This window comes from Rhodococcus shunpengi (genome assembly GCF_048381395.1).
GTDB lineage: Bacteria > Actinomycetota > Actinomycetes > Mycobacteriales > Mycobacteriaceae > Rhodococcus.
In genome coordinates this window covers 410409-426458 of sequence record NZ_JBLWIU010000008.1, presented here as the reverse complement: position 1 = coordinate 426458, position 16050 = coordinate 410409, and the positions used below count along the sequence as shown (strand labels likewise).

At 68.4% G+C, this 16050-nt stretch carries 16 protein-coding genes; 8 read left to right on the top strand and 8 right to left on the bottom strand.

Annotated elements, in window-relative coordinates:
- The 6 genes from ACNJ7K_RS02830 to ACNJ7K_RS02805 all read right to left on the bottom strand — a co-directional run bounded on the left by ACNJ7K_RS02830 (position 1) and on the right by ACNJ7K_RS02805 (position 5970).
- Complete coding sequence (locus ACNJ7K_RS02830; RefSeq protein WP_039586358.1) at positions 1–669, bottom strand: pentapeptide repeat-containing protein; 669 nt, start codon at positions 667–669, stop codon at positions 1–3.
- Positions 670–780: 111 nt separating this feature from the next.
- Positions 781–1332: a CGNR zinc finger domain-containing protein gene (locus ACNJ7K_RS02825; RefSeq protein WP_064852918.1), complete on the bottom strand. Its 552-nt coding sequence runs from the start codon at positions 1330–1332 to the stop codon at positions 781–783.
- Positions 1333–1607: 275 nt separating this feature from the next.
- Entirely contained in the window at positions 1608–2126 is a 519-nt protein-coding gene (locus ACNJ7K_RS02820) for a phosphatase domain-containing protein (RefSeq protein WP_487041163.1), read from the bottom strand.
- 25 nt (positions 2127–2151) lie between these two features.
- On the bottom strand, positions 2152–3594 hold the full coding sequence (locus tag ACNJ7K_RS02815; protein ID WP_487041162.1) for an FAD-dependent oxidoreductase: 1443 nt from the start codon (positions 3592–3594) through the stop codon (positions 2152–2154).
- Between the two features lie 67 nt (positions 3595–3661).
- On the bottom strand, positions 3662–5731 hold the full coding sequence (locus ACNJ7K_RS02810) for an ATP-binding protein (RefSeq protein WP_159418930.1): 2070 nt from the start codon (positions 5729–5731) through the stop codon (positions 3662–3664).
- A gap of 11 nt (positions 5732–5742) precedes the next feature.
- Positions 5743–5970, bottom strand: coding sequence for a hypothetical protein (locus tag ACNJ7K_RS02805; protein WP_120281818.1), 228 nt, complete (start codon positions 5968–5970; stop codon positions 5743–5745).
- 111 nt (positions 5971–6081) lie between these two features.
- Between ACNJ7K_RS02805 and ACNJ7K_RS02800 the strand changes: the two genes are divergently transcribed.
- Positions 6082–6570: a VOC family protein gene (locus tag ACNJ7K_RS02800; RefSeq protein ID WP_088896644.1), complete on the top strand. Its 489-nt coding sequence runs from the start codon at positions 6082–6084 to the stop codon at positions 6568–6570.
- A gap of 33 nt (positions 6571–6603) precedes the next feature.
- Positions 6604–7926, top strand: coding sequence for an MFS transporter (locus ACNJ7K_RS02795; RefSeq protein WP_487041161.1), 1323 nt, complete (start codon positions 6604–6606; stop codon positions 7924–7926).
- Positions 7927–7951: 25 nt separating this feature from the next.
- Here ACNJ7K_RS02795 and ACNJ7K_RS02790 read toward each other — a convergent pair whose 3' ends face one another.
- Positions 7952–9478: an acyl--CoA ligase family protein gene (locus ACNJ7K_RS02790; RefSeq protein ID WP_487041160.1), complete on the bottom strand. Its 1527-nt coding sequence runs from the start codon at positions 9476–9478 to the stop codon at positions 7952–7954.
- Between the two features lie 683 nt (positions 9479–10161).
- Between ACNJ7K_RS02790 and ACNJ7K_RS02785 the strand changes: the two genes are divergently transcribed.
- From ACNJ7K_RS02785 to ACNJ7K_RS02775, 3 genes are all read left to right on the top strand, one after another.
- On the top strand, positions 10162–10515 hold the full coding sequence (locus tag ACNJ7K_RS02785; protein ID WP_120284048.1) for a hypothetical protein: 354 nt from the start codon (positions 10162–10164) through the stop codon (positions 10513–10515).
- Positions 10516–10592: 77 nt separating this feature from the next.
- On the top strand, positions 10593–11201 hold the full coding sequence (locus ACNJ7K_RS02780) for a ClpP family protease (protein WP_120281821.1): 609 nt from the start codon (positions 10593–10595) through the stop codon (positions 11199–11201).
- Positions 11198–11791, top strand: coding sequence for an ATP-dependent Clp protease proteolytic subunit (locus tag ACNJ7K_RS02775; protein WP_487041159.1), 594 nt, complete (start codon positions 11198–11200; stop codon positions 11789–11791). The genes ACNJ7K_RS02780 and ACNJ7K_RS02775 overlap by 4 nt, the downstream gene beginning before the upstream one ends.
- Before the next feature lie 28 nt (positions 11792–11819).
- On the opposite strand, the gene ACNJ7K_RS02770 is transcribed toward ACNJ7K_RS02775, so the two are convergent.
- A complete protein-coding gene (locus ACNJ7K_RS02770; protein WP_120281823.1) occupies positions 11820–12230 on the bottom strand; it encodes a helix-turn-helix domain-containing protein in 411 nt (136 codons plus the stop codon).
- 166 nt (positions 12231–12396) lie between these two features.
- On the opposite strand from ACNJ7K_RS02770, the gene ACNJ7K_RS02765 reads away from it, so the two are divergent.
- The 3 genes from ACNJ7K_RS02765 to alc are packed head-to-tail and all read left to right on the top strand — an operon-like array spanning position 12397 to position 15985.
- Entirely contained in the window at positions 12397–13671 is a 1275-nt protein-coding gene (locus ACNJ7K_RS02765) for a DUF6986 family protein (protein WP_487041158.1), read from the top strand.
- A complete protein-coding gene (gene allB / locus ACNJ7K_RS02760; RefSeq protein ID WP_301847521.1) occupies positions 13668–15020 on the top strand; it encodes an allantoinase AllB in 1353 nt (450 codons plus the stop codon). Before ACNJ7K_RS02765 ends, allB begins: the two co-directional genes overlap by 4 nt.
- Complete coding sequence (gene alc, locus ACNJ7K_RS02755; RefSeq protein WP_487041157.1) at positions 15017–15985, top strand: allantoicase; 969 nt, start codon at positions 15017–15019, stop codon at positions 15983–15985. Before allB ends, alc begins: the two co-directional genes overlap by 4 nt.
- Positions 15986–16050: the final 65 nt, after the last annotated feature.

Sequence of the window (16050 nt, the reverse complement as noted above, 5' to 3'; positions counted from 1 at the left end):
TCAGGGAAGGTCCTCGATGCGCAGGCCCAGGTGGGCGGCGAACTGCCCTGCCAGGGCTACGGCCTGGTGGGCGTCGATCGTCGCGCCCTTCATCCCGCCCATGTTGCGGATCGTGTCGATGCGCAGGCCACGCAGATCGACCTGGTCGAGGGTCGCGCGGTCGACGTCGAGAACGCCGACGGAGCAGTCCTCGAAGGCGACGCGGGTGAAGGTGCCCCCGCCCAGGTCCAGTTCGTCGACGATGCAGCCGCGGAAGAGCACGTCGCGTCCCGCGGCGGCCCGCAGATTGACCAGGCCGAGTTTCGAATCCGCGATCGTGACACTGCGCAGATCCGCGTCGAAGAGGTCCAGCGCACCGATCCGGCTGTCCCGGATGTGCACGCGGTGCAGGCTGCTGCGCGGCGCGAACAGATTCGGTGCCTGCATGCGCTCGACCAGGGTGTCGCGCAGGCGTGCGCTCGTGAGGTCGCTGTCGGCGACGATCGGTGTGACGAGCGAACATTCGGACAGGACGATCCCCGTCAGATCACGGCCCGTCAGGTCCGTGTCGGTGTAGCGCACGCTCTCGAAGATCCCGTGCGCGAGCAGCTCGTCGCCGTCCGCGTCGGTGAGGACACCGAGGTCCGGAGCGTCGATCCTCGGCGGGTGGGTGGTGGAACGAGCAGCCATGGTTCTCGGGGCCTCCGGATCGGTCGGGTGTCTGCCGTTCAGCTTCCCAACCCGTCGGGTTCGGGGGAACGTGGGGGACAAGCCCGTCCCCGAGTGCGATGTGCTACTCGGTTATGCGGGTCGACGCTGCTGGGCTGCCCGCGCTCGGTGCCTGCGCACAGCGGCGCGGTTCGCGCAGCGCACGGAGCAGTACTGCTGGCGACCGTTGCGGGTGATGTCGACGACCACGGCCGAGCACGGGTTGGTGGGAATGTCCGCTGCGGCGCACCGGTGGAGGCGGTGCATTCCGCGCGTGGTGAGGTGCAGTGCCGTGCCGACGCTGATCACCGCGCGCAGTACGTCGGGAAGCGGTTGGACCTCGTCGCGGTAGTGCAGGTGCCATCCCTCGCCGTCGTGATCGGTCAGCCGGGGATAGGCCGCTGCGGTAGCCATCTGCGCGTTGAGCAGGCGCGCACGTTCCCTGGGGTCGGACGCGTCGACGATGGCGAGCCAGTCGTCGATGACCTCGCGGGTGCGTGGATGGTCGTCGGGCGCGGTCGGGAAGTCCATGGTCATCCCCACCTCGCGCGTACGGGCCACGATGCCGTCCCGATCGTCGGGCCAGTCGCCGGCCAGTGACGCCGCGAGAAGGACCGCATACTCGCCGTAAGGGTTGAGATGCATAAGGCCATTACATCATGGTGGTGGACATGACCGCTATCGAAGCTCGGAACCCACAGGAATGCCCCCTCCGGACTCCCGCTCACGAACACGCGTGGAGCGTGGAGTCGAGTCACGCCACGTCGATCGGACAGGTGCTGTACGTGCGCTGCGTCGGGTGCGGGGCCCGACGCGTCGATCTCGGTGGGGCGCCGTTCGTCCCGCCGACCGCGCTGAGTACCGAAGTGTCCCAGAGCGATTGAGTCACCGGTCGAGTATCGGACGTGTGCAGATCCCCCTCAGAAATCGCCCTCTGCGACCTGGAAACACACGAGTCCCATCCGACGCCACATGCGCACCACCTGATCGCGATCGTCGAGCACCGCGATGATGCGATAGCGGTGCCGGATGTGACGGTCGAACAACTCGGCCTTGACGATCGAATCCTTCCGATTGTCGCCTGCCGGACGCATGTACAGCTCGTCGTAGGGGATGTCGTGCCTGACGAGCCACTCCTCGGTCTCCGGCCGGCACACGCCGTCGCGTCCCGAGAGCAGCACGATCGCGGCCCTGTCGGGTGCGGCGGCGAACGCGCGCACCGCGGCCTCGACCGCCGGGGAGACGGTGTCCTCGCCCACCCTGTGCCAGTGGAAGGGACTCCGGTCGCTCATGTGCGCGAGCGTTCCGTCGATGTCGACCAGCCAGGCCGCCGGCAGCGTCGGATCCTCGACATATCGCGCCGGTGGTGCGGGCGCGGTGCTCGGCGGCCGGTGCCGTTGCCGCCCCGGTTTCCTGCGATCGCGCGTCTTCTTCGTCACGGACGATGTATACCCACTCCGGCGACTACGTGTGCATACGCCCGGTCTGCGAGAGGGGCGAAGGTCGTGCCGCCGGACCCGCGGGACCCGGAGACGACCGGCGAGGCGGCATCGCGGATCCGTCGGCTCGGCGCCACGGCCACACGACCGAATGCGAAATATTCTGCCGGACAACACGTGCCATGATTCCGGGGTGCATCAATGCCGACGGGGGATCCAGCAGTCCGGACACCCGGGCGAAGGCTGTGCCCACCCTGGTGTCGTATGCGGCTGCCGCGTGCACCATCGGTACGTATGCATTGCCGATCCTCGTCTTCGGATCCCGCCGGCCCTCGACACCGGGGAACGCGAGATCGCCACCGGTGGACATCGCCCAGGCATCGTCGACGACACGCGCGAGCTCCCGCTGCACGGCAGCGGACGGCCCGTGGTCGTCGAGGAGGCGGCCCATTGCGGTGGCTTCGAGGGCGGCGACCGTCATCCCCTGGGCATAGATCGGATCGAAACTGCAGAACGCGTCGCCGAGGACGAGGAATCCGTCGGGAAATCGGTCGAGAAGGTCGTAGCGATGCCATGTGCTCGCCCGGAAGCGATACCGGACGACGTCCTCGACCCATTCGGCATCCGCGATCGCGTCGTACACGTCCGGGTACCGCAGGGACCGTGCGAATTCGAGATAGTCCCTCCGGGTCGCCGGCACGGTTTCGCCGCGGACCCCGATCAGAGCCACCATGCATCGATCCGATTCGAGGGTGAGCAGGACAGCGCCGCGTGGGTGTTCGGGTGTGGGCGCCATGACGATGCCCCGGTCGCCGCCGAGTGCAACCGACGAAGCGCGGAACACCGCGGTGGCGTAGCCCACATCGAGTTCGACGGTGTCGACCCGGGGCCGCGGGCAGCCCTGTCTCCCGAGCCATTCGGAGGCGCGAGATCCGCGTCCGGTCGCATCGACGACGAGGTCGGCATCGAGCACCTGCTCGGCACTTCCGTCGGCATGGCGGATGATCCGCGCACCGGCCACCCGGCTGCGGTCCGCGGTCGTGACGAGACCCGCGGCATCACACCGTTCGACGATCTCGACGTTCGCCAACGCCGCCACACGGTCACGAATGCGGCGCTCCAGCAGCGGCCGACCGGCCGCCAGCACTCGAAGTCCGCTCGGCGCACGACGAATCCGGTGACCACTGAGAATCCACCGTACGTCGCCCAGATGGTCGAGGGTGGGAACACCTGCAGCGGTCAGCTCCTGTGACAACCCGGGGAACATCTCCTCGACGAGCTGCTGTCCCCGTGAGATCAGCACGTGGATGTGCCGTCCCTGGGGCACCCCACGGCGTGGTTCGTCCGTGGCCGGCAGACGGTCACGATCGATCACCGTCACCTCGGCGAACCTGTCCGACAGGACACGGGCCGCCGACAATCCGCTCATGCTCGCGCCGAGAACCACGGCGCGCTCTCCGATCGACATGATCACACCTCCTCCGCGGAATCGATCGTCGCTGCGGAAGGTGCTCGGGCGACAGGCCGGAATCTGCTCACATGTGCTCACGGGCGGACGGTGCCTCGCCGTACACCTCCAGATCCCACAGCCATCCGACGACGCGGGTGACGCCGCGGGTCAGATGTCGGCGGTAGGTACTGAACGGCAGCCCGAGTCTGGCTGCCGCTGCTTCCTGTGTTGCAGCACCGCGCACGTACGTGCGGTCCACCGCACGGAAGAGCTTGTCGTCCCGAGGGTCGCTCGCCAAGGAGTCGATCGCCTCACGAAGGAGCGCGCGCAGCACCGCCGGATCGGGATCGTCGGGAGAGGACCGTTTGTGGAGGACCCTCGTATGCAACAAGGGATTACGAGAGAGGAGATCGGGCCGATGGAGGTCATGTAACGCACTTCGGACCGCCTCCGCGAATTCTCTCTCCGACAGGGTGAGAGGTGGGGGCATCGTGGGTTCGGGACCGCTGTGCCCCTGAGCCAGAGCACGATCGGTGACGACGGTGAGCCACTCGTCGACATCCCGTCGGCGGAAGTCGTGGGCGAACAGTCCGTAGTGACGATCGCCGACCGTGAAATCCGCTCCTTCGGCACGGGGGAGATCTGCAACCGCGAAGTACTCGTTCCACCGGTCGGGTTCCGCCAGCGTCAGGAAGTCCCACGACAGACGGGGCAGGGTGAGATAGCGCTGGAAGGTGAGCACCGGAACCGAGTTCATTGTCGGAGAAGGATTCTGGTACTCAGCGCGGTCGATGACGAGGCGTGTGATCGTGACACACTCGCCGGGACGGGGAGGCGCTGTCCGCCGGGCGAAATCCCACGCGGCGCGCGTCGCGGGATCGGCACCGACATCCTCGGGTGACGCTCGCGAGAGTTCCAGGAGACCGATCACACCACGTATCGATCCGTCGGTGTCGCGCAGCACGAAGAACCCCTCGGGTTGCCGCTCGAGCCAGCGTCGCGCGTGCACCGCGGATTCGTTTCCCTCCGATGTCCGCACGAGTTCGACGATCGCGGAGTGATCGGCCTGCTCCGCACGTTCGGGTTGCGCGCTTCCCCACGACTGCCAATCCACCGGCGAGAGCACACCGGGAAGATTGCGGAACACGAACTTCAGGTCCACGATGGCCTGCTGCTGTTCGCGTTCTTCTGCAGAATCGAGACCGCGGCGAATGGCCTTCCACACGCGGTGGAAGGTGTACCGGTAGGCGTCGGGATCCCGCCAGCGCAGATCGGCGTCGAGGACGTCGCGTGCCAGATCGTGGGGAAACAACCCGTCCGGCCCTGCTTCGACGAACGACAGCCCACGGAGCCAATCGAACTCGGCGTGTGCATCGGCGAGCTCGAGGGCGTCGCGCAGCAGGGCTTCGCTGGTCACCCGGGCGAGCGCACACACTTCCAGGGCACGGCGATGTGCGATCCCCGGCTCGGTGTCGAGAAACCGTCGGAGCAACATCCCGACGAGATCCGGCGGCCACGGCGCACGTACGTCGCCCCCTCGGACGAAGACGTCCGTGAGCAGAGCGAGCCCGAGCGGATGTCCGTGCGTTGCCCCGATGATCTCGTCGTGCAATTCCTCGGGAACCCGCGCAGCGGTGAGGTAGGCAGCGCTCGTAGCGGGGTCGAAATTCCTGAGAGACACGATCCGGAGCAGATCACCCCAGCCCGGATCGGTGCGCCATCCTGCGGAGGGCGGCGACCTGTCGGCGATCACCGTCAGCGTCGTCGCAGGAAGACCGGGAAGAAAGTCGGTTCGGATCCAGTCGTCGAGCACACGTAGCCGCTCGTACGAGTCCAGGAGAAGCACCCTCGGCCGGTCGCCGATGCGACGATCGACCGACGCGAGGACCGAACCGGGCGACGCATCCGTGTTGCGCCCGTCGATCACCGTCACCGCGCGACGGCGCCGTTCCGCAAGATCGGAGATCGCGCCGAGCAGGCAGGTCTTGCCGATGCCTCCGGGACCGTACAGGTACAGCACGGCGATCGAGGGTTCGGGGGAGTCCAGTGCGGAGCGAACGATCTCGAGCTCGGCATCGCGACCGACGAACACGCGTCGCGCCCGTGCGGCGAGACGATCGCTGAGAGGCCGTGAGGACCGCGAGGCGCTCCCCATGCCACCCGATGCTACGCCCGGGGGACCCAACGGTCGGGCAGTCCGACGAGCCGTGCGCTCTCGCGCCACAACCGTTCGGCCTGCTCGTCGCTGCGAACGAGCACCGACGGTTCCGCCCACCACGGCTCGCCGCGGCGCAGTGCGAAACAACCCCGCTCGTCCGGAACGTCGATGTCACCGAGAACGAGGTCTGCGAGCGTGTTCCCGGCTTCGGTCTGCGTGTTGAAGGTGTCCTGCACAATGTCGAGGCGGTAGAGGCATGCTGTCCCGCTTTGCGGCGATGAGAATCCGGGCCGGACAGGGTCTGCCTTCGTGACAGTGGAACACATTCGACGACACGAGGAGTCACGATGCCCAGGATCACCCCGTGGTTGTGGTTCGACATGAACGCCGAGGAGGCCGCGAACTTCTACATCGGTGTCTTCCCCAACTCCGAGATCGGTGAGATCACCCGCTACACCGAGGAGTCCACCGGAGGCGACATCCCGGTCCCACCGGGAACTCCGATGACGGTCGAGTTCTTCCTCGACGGTCAGGTCTTCTACGGACTCAACGGGGGACCGCAGTTCCGGTTCTCGGAAGCGGTGTCCTTCCAGATCGACTGCGCCGACCAGGAGGAGGCCGACCACTACTGGTACGCGCTGACCGCCGACGGCGGCGAGGAATCCGCCTGCGGATGGTTGAAGGACAAGTACGGCCTGTCGTGGCAGGTGGTACCGAAACGGCTGAACGAACTGCTCGCCGACCCCGATCCGGAGGTCGCGAAGCGCGTGACCGCCGCGATGATGAAGATGCGCCGGATCGACGTGTCGGCGCTCGAGGCCGCCGCGCGCGGCTGATCGGCGCCCGAGCGCTGCGGTACGTTTCGGTGCATGACCACTCGCACCCAGCGGCTCGACGACCTGCCGTTCACCGGCAGACATCGCCGCCTGCTGACCGGCTCCGGCGTGGGCTGGGCCCTCGACGCCATGGACGTCGGGTTGATCTCGTTCGTCATGGCAGCCCTGGCCGTGCAGTGGGATCTGTCGTCGACGCAGCTCTCGTGGATCGGATCCATCGGCTTCGTCGGCATGGCGATCGGTGCGTCCCTCGGTGGTCTGCTCGCCGACCGTATCGGACGCCGGCAGGTCTTCGCCGCGACGCTGCTCGTGTACGGACTCGCGACCGGTGCGGCGGCGTTGTCGACCTCGGTGGCGATGCTCATCGTCCTGCGGTTCGTCGTCGGACTCGGTCTCGGCGCCGAACTGCCCGTCGCGTCGACACTGGTCAGTGAGTTCGCGCCCCGCAAGGTGCGAGGCCGCGTGGTCGTCGCCCTCGAGGCGTTCTGGGCGGTGGGCTGGCTCCTGGCCGCTCTCATCGGCTACTTCGTCGTTCCCACCGGCGACAACGGGTGGCGGTGGGCGCTCGCCGTCGGGCTCGTCCCGGCCGCCTATGCCCTCGTCGTCCGGTTCGGCCTACCCGAATCGGTGCGCTATCTCGAGAGTCGCGGACGGCACGCGGAAGCCGAGGCGATCGTGCGCGACTACGAACGCTCGGCCGGTGTCACTTCCGCGCCGGAGGACGAACAACCCGTCCGGACCGTCGCGGAAGTCGAGCTCGCACCCCGAGGCTCGGTGTGGGCGCCGAACCTGCGCCGCCGCACCGCGGCGCTGTGGATCGTGTGGTTCGGCATCAACTTCTCGTACTACGGCGCGTTCATCTGGTTGCCGAGCCTGCTCGTCGCGCAGGGCTTCGACCTGGTCACCTCGTTCGGCTACACGCTGCTCATCACGCTCGCCCAGCTACCGGGCTACGGCGTCGCGGCGTGGCTGATCGAGGTGTGGGGCCGCCGCCTGACGCTGGGGGTCTTCCTCGCCGGGTCGGCCGTCTCGGCGGGGTTGTTCGGGCTCGCCGAGACGCCGGGAACGATCGTCGCGGCGGGCATGGCGCTGTCGTTCTTCAACCTGGGCGCCTGGGGTGCCCTGTACGCGATCGGACCCGAGCTGTATCCCACGCCGGTCCGGGGCGCCGGCACCGGTTCGGCGGCGGCCTTCGGGCGGCTCGCGTCGATCATCGCGCCACTGCTGGTGCCGGTGCTGCTGGGCGCCGGTGGCAACGGTCTCGTCTTCGGTGCGTTCGCCGCGTCGTTCGTCGTCGCCGCGCTCGCGGCGTTCACGCTGCCCGAGCGGGCCGGGACGGTTCTCGACGAGAGGTGACGTCGGGAACCGCCCCGGCCGGTGCTCAGAGACGCTCGCGCAGTTCGACCTTGCGGATCTTGCCCGAAGCGGTCTTCGGCAGGGCGCCGAAGACGATGCTGTCGGGAACCTTGAAACCGGCGAGCTGCGAACGCACGTGCGCGCGCAGTTCCGCCTCGTCGGCACTCGCGCCGCTGCGCAGTGCCACGTAGGCGACGGGACGTTCGCCCCACTTCTCGCTCGGCGCCGCGACGACGGCGGCCTCGAGAACGGCCGGGTGGCTGATGAGGGCCGCCTCGACCTCGACGGACGAGATGTTCTCGCCACCGGAGATGATGACGTCCTTCGCGCGGTCGCGGATTTCGATGTAGCCGTCCGGATGCATGACGCCGATGTCGCCGGTGCGGAACCAGCCGTCCGGCACGGCGCGGGCGGTCGCGTCCGGGTTGTTGTAGTAACCGAGCATCACGTTGTTGCCGCGCAGCGCGATTTCGCCGGTCGTCTCGCCGTCGGCGGGCACGTCGGATCCCATCGGATCGACGATGCGGAGTTCGCCGGCCACGACGTTGCCCACGCCCTGCCGCGAGCGCAGCCGTGCCTTCTCGTCCTCGGGGAGGACGTCCCACTCCGAACGCCACTCGCAGATCGCCGCCGGGCCGTACGTCTCGGTGAGCCCGTACAGGTGCGTGATGTCGAGTCCGAGCGCGGTGCACCGCTCGATGAGGGCGGGCGCCGGCGGTGCGCCACCGATCGCCGCGACGACACGATGATCGATGCCGCCCGCATTCGGGGCGTCGACCAGCGACGCGAGAACGGTCGGCGCGCCGCACAGGTGCGTGACGTTCTCGGTACGGACGAGATCCCAGATCCGCTCGGGGTCGACCTTGGGCAGGCACACGTGCGTGCCACCCGCTGCGGTGACGGCCCAGGTGAACGTCCAGCCGTTGCAGTGGAACATCGGCAGCGTCCACAGATAGGTGGATCCGCTGTCGAGCCCGAAGTGCGCGACCATCGCCAGGGCCTGCAGGTAGGCGCCGCGCGCGTGGTACATCACGCCCTTCGGATCACCCGTCGTGCCGGACGTGTAGTTCAGGGCGATCATCGTGCGCTCGTCGGCGAGCGGCACGTACCGGTGGCGGGCGGCGGCGAGCTTGTCCTCGTAGTCGTCACCGACGACCGTGATCGACGGCAGATCGGCCGTCGCTTCGCGGGCCAGGTCGGCCAGCGATTCCTCGACGAGCAGGACCCGGCTGCCCGAGTGCTCGAGGATGAACCGCAGCTCCGGCGCGGTGAGGCGCGTGTTGAGCGAGACGAGCACGGCGCCCGCGTAGAGCACGCCGTAGTGCGCCTCGAGCATCAACGAGGTGTTCGGCGCGAGCACCGCGACACGGTCGCCGGGTTCGATACCGAGAGCGTGCAGCATGCCCGACTGCCTCAGGCACCGGTCACGCAATTCGGCGTACGTGCGGCGGACGTCGCCGTCCACCATTGCGAGGTCGTCACGGAAGACCCGGGCGGAACGGTCGAGAAATGCCGTGGGCGTGAGTGTTTCGAAACTGAATTGCTCGGTCACGTCTGTCGGTGCTCCTTCGGATTACGTCGCGCGCGCACTCCCCATCGCGAACGATGATGCGCACACCTCCCCGTGTGCTGTGAGGGCATTGCTCATTCTTCCAAGAGCCGTTACCGATCTTGAACAGGGTCCATCCCTTTGCGTACCGGGTGAACGCTCCGTCGGCCGTTGACCGGACCCGGAATCCGGCGTTCACTGAGAGGCACCGTGCCCGTCCACGAGAGAAGGCGAGCGGTATGAGTGCTCGGCAGAACGAAGCCCGCCGCACCTCCCGTCCGGCGCGGCGGCCGACCGCGACGCGCGCGAGGACCACGAGGACGGAGACTCCCGCCGAGCCTGCGCGGACGCGCAGCCGTCGACCTCGCGAGCCCGAGCCCACCGCGCGGCGCGGCACCCGCGAACCCGACAACACCGCGCGGCGTCGAGATCGCGACCCCGGAACCGGCTCGCGGCGCACCTCGACCCGAACCTCGTCCCGATCGACCACTCGGACATCGACCCGTTCGGACGCCTCGCCCCGCGCTCGTGCGAAGCCGGCGCCTCCGCAGGAGAGGCGACGATCGCGTCCGCCGGTGAACGACGCGCGGACAGGGAAACCGACCCGTCCCGCGCGTGAACGGACACGATCCGAGCAGACACGGCCCGAGCAGGCACCGCCGGAACCCACATCGCTCCTCGAGAGATTGAAGGATGCGCTGCGGGCCGGTGTCCGCACCGCGCTGGCCGGACTCCGGGGACTCGGGGCGAGACTGATCCGGAAGATCCGCGGATGGGTGGACTCGCTCCTCGGCGAGGTCACCAGCGGCGGCGTGGGACTGCAGGCGGTCCTCGCCGGCATCCGGGCGGCGCTGGAGGGTCGCAACCCGGCCCTCGCCGCGCTGGGCGGGCTGATCTCCGGACTCAGCACCAAGGCGAAGATCGGCCTGGCCGTCGTGATCGCGCTGGTGCTGCTGCTCGGACCCGTCCTGCTCGTGATCCTGCTGCTGGCCGTCCTCGTCGCAGCGGTGATCAGCGCCGTCCGGTCCGCGGGGGACTGACCTGCCGGAACGACCGGTCCGTCTGCCGTGAGCAGACGGACCGCCGATTCGCGCCCGCCGGGGGTCAGGCTGGCTGCATGACGACCACCGAACCACTCTCGTACCGGGACCAACTGGCCGACAGACTCTTCCGTCAGCGCATCCTGCGACTGACCGGAGAGGTGGACGACGAGATGGCCGAGCGCGTCTGCTCGGAACTCGTCCTGCTCGCCTCCGCCGACGACCGGCGCGATATCGTCCTGCACATCAACTCACCCGGCGGATCCGTCTTCGCCGGCCTCGCCATCTACGACACGATGCAACTCGTTCCCAACGACATCGTCACCGTGGCAGCGGGATTCGCCGCCAGTATGGGGCAGGTCCTGCTCGCGGCGGGCACCAAGGGCAAACGCGCGAGTCTTGCCCACAGCCGGATCATGATGCACCAACCCTCGGCCGGATTCTCGGGGACGGCCGTCGACATCGCGATCCAGGCCGAGAATCTCGAATACATGAAACTGCAGTCACAGCAGATCCTCTCGGACGCCACCGGACATTCACTCGAGGAGATCGAACGCGACAGCGACCGCGACCGGTGGTTCACCGCCGAAGAGGCACGCGAGTACGGCATCATCGACACCGTCGTCGGGTCGCTCGCCGAACTGGCGCCGTTCGCCACCGGACGGCAGATGGGACTGGGACGATGAGCACCTACACGATCCCCAACGTCATCGAACGCACACCGGCGGGGGAGCGGTCGTTCGACCTCTTCAGCCGGTTGCTCAACGAACGCATCGTCTTCCTCGGCACCGAGATCGACGACGGGGTCGCCAACGTCGTGATGGCGCAAATGCTGCATCTCGAGGCCGAATCCCCCGACCGGGAGATCGGCCTGTACATCAACTCTCCCGGCGGATCGTCCACCGCGATGCTCGCGATCTACGACACCATGCAGTTCCTGCGCCCGAAGGTCGCGACCTACTGCATGGGACAGGCCGCTTCGGCGGCCGCCGTGCTGCTCGCGGCCGGAGCGCCCGGTCGCCGGCACGTGCTCGCACATTCGCGGGTACTGCTGCATCAGCCGTCGGCGCAGGGGCAGGGCACCATCTCCGATCTGGCCCTGCAGGCAGCGGAGGTGATGAGGGTGCGGGCCCAGACCGAGGAGATCCTGGCCGCGCACACCGGACGCGACATCGAACAACTGCGCCGCGACACCGACCGCGACCGGATCCTCTCACCGACGGAGGCGGTGGCCTACGGTCTCGCCGATCACGTCGTCGTCGACCGGGACGGATGACCCGTCACACCGTCACGTGGTCATACCGTCATGCCGCGCACAACTCGACGCCGGCGTGACCCGTGGTCCGGAGTGTGCGGTGCGCGGTCATCCGGCGGATCCCGCGCGCGAGCAGTTGCTCCATCGGAAGCTCCAGCGCATCGCACACGGACCGCAGCATCTCGGACGAGGCCTCCTTGCGCCCACGCTCGACCTCCGACAGGTACTGCTTCGACATCCCGACCGTTCGGGCGACGTCCTCGAGGCTGCGGTCCTGATCGCGACGCTCGTCGCGCAGGATCTCCCCGTAGATCTGGCGGAGCAGCCGGGGCTCGGTGCTGTCGGCTCCCCGCTCAGGGGTCCGCGCAACTCGTGCCGCCCTAACGGCGGTCGCTCGTGCCGACTCCGCGGCGCTGACGAAATCGATCACGCGACCCTGCTCCGGCTCCATGCCGACCATTGTGCCGTCGATCCGGCGGCATCGGACCGGGTTCCGCCGAGGACGAACACCGCTCCGGCAGATGTGTAACGGGCCCGTAACCGCAGTTAACCGAACACATGACCTGGCGCCGATAACGTCGGCGCACCACGACGTATACAGCCGTGGATACAGGACAGGAGTTCGGGTGCCGACAGGATTGCACAGGCTTGCGGCTGCGCTCGACGCGCAGCTCGCGGACACCGACGCGGCATACGCCGCGACCTATCCCGGGACCGACGGTGCCCGCCAACCGGTGCACACCGTCTACGTCCCGGCCGACCGCTACGACGCCGGGATCGCAGCACGGTGGGGAGCCGACGCACTCGACGTCCTCGACACCCACATCGACGGTCCCGCGGACCTCGCCGCGGTCACCGGCATCGAACCCGAACTGGCCGACGCCGTCCTCCCGCTCGTGGAGGTCAAACTGCGCACCGAACCGATCGAGGATCTGCGCATCGACTTCGAGGACGGTTTCACTCGCCCCGGCATTCCCGAGCACGAACGCGACGCCGACGAGGACGCCCACGTCGCCCGTGCCGCCGTCGCGCTCGCGACCGATCCCACCGCGACACCCTTCGTCGGCATCCGGTTCAAGTCCTTCGAGGCCGCCACTCGGCGCCGCGGACTCCGCACGCTCGACGCCTTCGTCGGAGAACTCACCGGAAGGTGCGCTCTCCCGGACGGATTCGTCGTCACACTGCCCAAGGTCACCGCACCCGAACAGGTCGCCGCCATGGTGACGGCCTGCGAACATCTCGAGTCGACCTACCCGCTCGTCGCACCCCTGCGGTTCGAGATCCAGATCGAGACGCCGCAGGCGATCTGCGGACCCGACGGCACCGCGGCCGTCGCCACGATGATCCGAGAGGCCCGGGGGCGCTGTTCGGGGCTGCACTACGGCACCTACGACTACTCGGCCGCGTGCGACATCGCCGCGGAGTACCAGGCGATGGACCACCCCGTCGCCGACCACGCCAAGGCCACGATGCAGGTCGCGGCAGCGGGCACGGGGGTGCGGTTGTCCGATGGGTCCACCAATCGCCTTCCCGTCGGCACCCGCGACGAGATCCGCGCGGCCTGGGGACTGCACGCCCGCCTGATCGACCGGTCGCTGCGCCGCGGCTTCTACCAGGGGTGGGACCTGCACCCGGCGCAGCTGCCCACCCGCTACGCCGCGACCTTCGCGTTCTACCGCCGGTCGCTGTCCACCGCCGCGGGACGCATCGCGGCCTACATCGACCCGGCCCTGTCGTCGGGATATCTCGACGAACCCGCCACCGCCCGTGCTCTCGCCGCCTTCCTCCTGCGAGGAGCGAGTTGCGGAGCCCTCACCGAGAAAGAAGTATGCGATCGCACCGGCACGAATCTCGACCACCTGGCCCGACTTGCGGGTCGACCGACGGTGGTGACGCGATGACCACCGTGATCCGCGCGCGACGCGCCGTGGTGGGGGACGAGGAACGCAGCTGCGCCGTCCATGTGCGCGACGGCCGCATCGTCGCGATCGACGAGTACGACGGTGCCGCTCCGGCCGGTGCGCGGGAGATCGTCCTCGCCGACGACGAGGCGCTGCTCCCCGGCCTGGTGGATACGCACGTCCACGTCAACGAACCCGGCCGCACCGAATGGGAGGGTTTCGCGACGGCCACGCGTGCCGCCGCGGCCGGGGGAGTGACGACGATTGTCGACATGCCCCTCAACTCCATCCCGTCCACCGTCGACATAGCGGCCCTCGAGGTGAAGCAGGAGGTCGCGGCCGAGCAGGTCACCGTCGACGTCGGATTCTGGGGTGGTGCGATCCCCGGTAACCTCGCCGATCTCGAACCGCTCTGGGACGCAGGGGTGTACGGCTTCAAGTGCTTCCTCGCGTATTCGGGTCTCGACGAGTACCCCCCGCTGGACCGCGAGCAGATGATCGAGGCGATGCGCGTGATCGCCGGCTTCGGCGGTCTGCTCATCGTGCATGCGGAGGACGGACCGACCCTCGACGCGCAGGACCCGCCCGCCGGACCGCGCTACGACGACTTCCTGTACTCGCGACCACCGGTCGCCGAGTCCCGCGCTGTCGCCCAGGTCATCGACGGCGCGCGGCAGACCGGATGCCGCGTGCACATCCTGCACCTGTCGGATGCGGGAAGCCTTCCGCTCGTGGCCGCGGCGAAGGCCGAGGGTCTGCCCGTCACCGCGGAGACCTGCCCGCACTATCTGTCGCTGTTCAGTGAGGAGATTCTCGACGGCTCCACACATTTCAAGTGCTGCCCGCCGATTCGCGAGGCCCGTAACCGGGAAGCGTTGTGGCGTGGCCTGGCCGACGGCACGCTCGACTGCATCGTCTCCGATCACTCACCGTGCCTGCCGGAGCTGAAGAAGTTCGTCACCGGCGACTTCGGCGAGGCGTGGGGCGGTATCTCGTCGCTGCAACTCGGACTGCCCATCGTGTGGTCGGAGGCCCGCAAGCGCGGGCACACACTCGTCGACGTGGTGCGCTGGATGGCCGGTCGCACCGCAGACCTCGTGGGGCTGGCCGACCGCGGTGCCATCGCCGTGGGCAACAGTGCCGACCTGTGCGTCTTCGCACCCGACGACGCGTTCGTGGTCTTCCCGGAGCGGCTGCACCACCGCAACGCCGTGACGCCCTACGCCGAACGCGCGCTCGCCGGGGTCGTGCGGCAGACCTGGCTCGCCGGTGAACCGCTCACGGTCACCCTCGGCGCCACCGACCCCGCACCGCGTGGTGCGCTGCTCTCCCGAAAGGAAAACCGTTGACCGAAGCAGATTTCCTGCAACTGCCCGATCTCGTCGCGCGATCGCTGGGCGGGGCCGTCGTCTATGCGAACGACGAGTTCTTCGCGAGTCGCGAGAACCTGATCTCGCCGGGCGCACCCGATTTCGATCCGTCCGAGTTCGGGCACAAGGGAAAGGTCTACGACGGGTGGGAGACCCGGCGTCGCCGCGAACCAGGGCACGACTTCGCGGTGGTCCGGCTCGGCGTGCCCGGTGTCGTCGAGGGCGTGGTGATCGACACCGCCTGGTTCACGGGCAACTACCCGCCCTACGCGTCCGTCGACGGGGTGAACCTCGACGGCTACCCGACCGATCAGGAGTTGCTGGACGCGCCGTGGGAACCGGTCCTCGAGCGCGTGGCCCTGAAGGGCGATACCGCGAACGCCTTCGCGGTGGACGACGACCGGCGCTGGACGCATCTGCGCCTGAACATCTTTCCCGACGGCGGTGTGGCCCGATTCCGCGTGCACGGACATGCCCGCCCGGACCCGGCCTTCCTCACGGGCACGATCGATCTCGCGGCCCTCGAGAACGGTGGCGACGTCGTCGCGTGCTCGAACCGTTTCTATTCGTCGCCGCGCAACATCATCGGCCTCGGTCGCTCGCGGCACATGGGGGAGGGCTGGGAGAACGCCCGCCGCCGCGACGACGGCAACGACTACGTGGTGATCCGCCTCGCCGGGCAGGGCTGCGTCGACCACGTGGAGATCGACACCTCCTATTTCGTCGGCAACGCACCGGGAGCGGCACGCCTGAGCGGAATTCCCAGCGAGGACGCGATGTCCGACGAATCGTCCTGGGTCGAACTCGTGCCGCGGACCACACTGCTGCCGGACTGCCGGCATCGTTTCCGCGTCGATTCGCCGACGCCGGTGGAGTTCGTGCGGCTCGACGTCTATCCCGACGGCGGCATCGCCCGCCTGCGCGTGAACGGACGGCTGACCTAGCTCCGATGCGGGTGCGGTGAGCGGTTTCTTACGCGCACGAAACACGATGACTCGAGCCCGAAAAC

Coding starts and splice junctions, on each gene's coding strand:
- ACNJ7K_RS02795 (WP_487041161.1), top strand. CDS start 6,604: ATGACCACTCGCACCCAGCGGCTCGACGACCTGCCGTTCACCGGCAGA.
- ACNJ7K_RS02825 (WP_064852918.1), bottom strand. CDS start 1,332: ATGCATCTCAACCCTTACGGCGAGTATGCGGTCCTTCTCGCGGCGTCA.
- ACNJ7K_RS02770 (WP_120281823.1), bottom strand. CDS start 12,230: ATGGTCGGCATGGAGCCGGAGCAGGGTCGCGTGATCGATTTCGTCAGC.
- ACNJ7K_RS02810 (WP_159418930.1), bottom strand. CDS start 5,731: ATGGGGAGCGCCTCGCGGTCCTCACGGCCTCTCAGCGATCGTCTCGCC.
- allB (WP_301847521.1), top strand. CDS start 13,668: ATGACCACCGTGATCCGCGCGCGACGCGCCGTGGTGGGGGACGAGGAA.
- ACNJ7K_RS02780 (WP_120281821.1), top strand. CDS start 10,593: ATGACGACCACCGAACCACTCTCGTACCGGGACCAACTGGCCGACAGA.
- ACNJ7K_RS02830 (WP_039586358.1), bottom strand. CDS start 669: ATGGCTGCTCGTTCCACCACCCACCCGCCGAGGATCGACGCTCCGGAC.
- ACNJ7K_RS02800 (WP_088896644.1), top strand. CDS start 6,082: ATGCCCAGGATCACCCCGTGGTTGTGGTTCGACATGAACGCCGAGGAG.
- ACNJ7K_RS02775 (WP_487041159.1), top strand. CDS start 11,198: ATGAGCACCTACACGATCCCCAACGTCATCGAACGCACACCGGCGGGG.
- ACNJ7K_RS02815 (WP_487041162.1), bottom strand. CDS start 3,594: ATGTCGATCGGAGAGCGCGCCGTGGTTCTCGGCGCGAGCATGAGCGGA.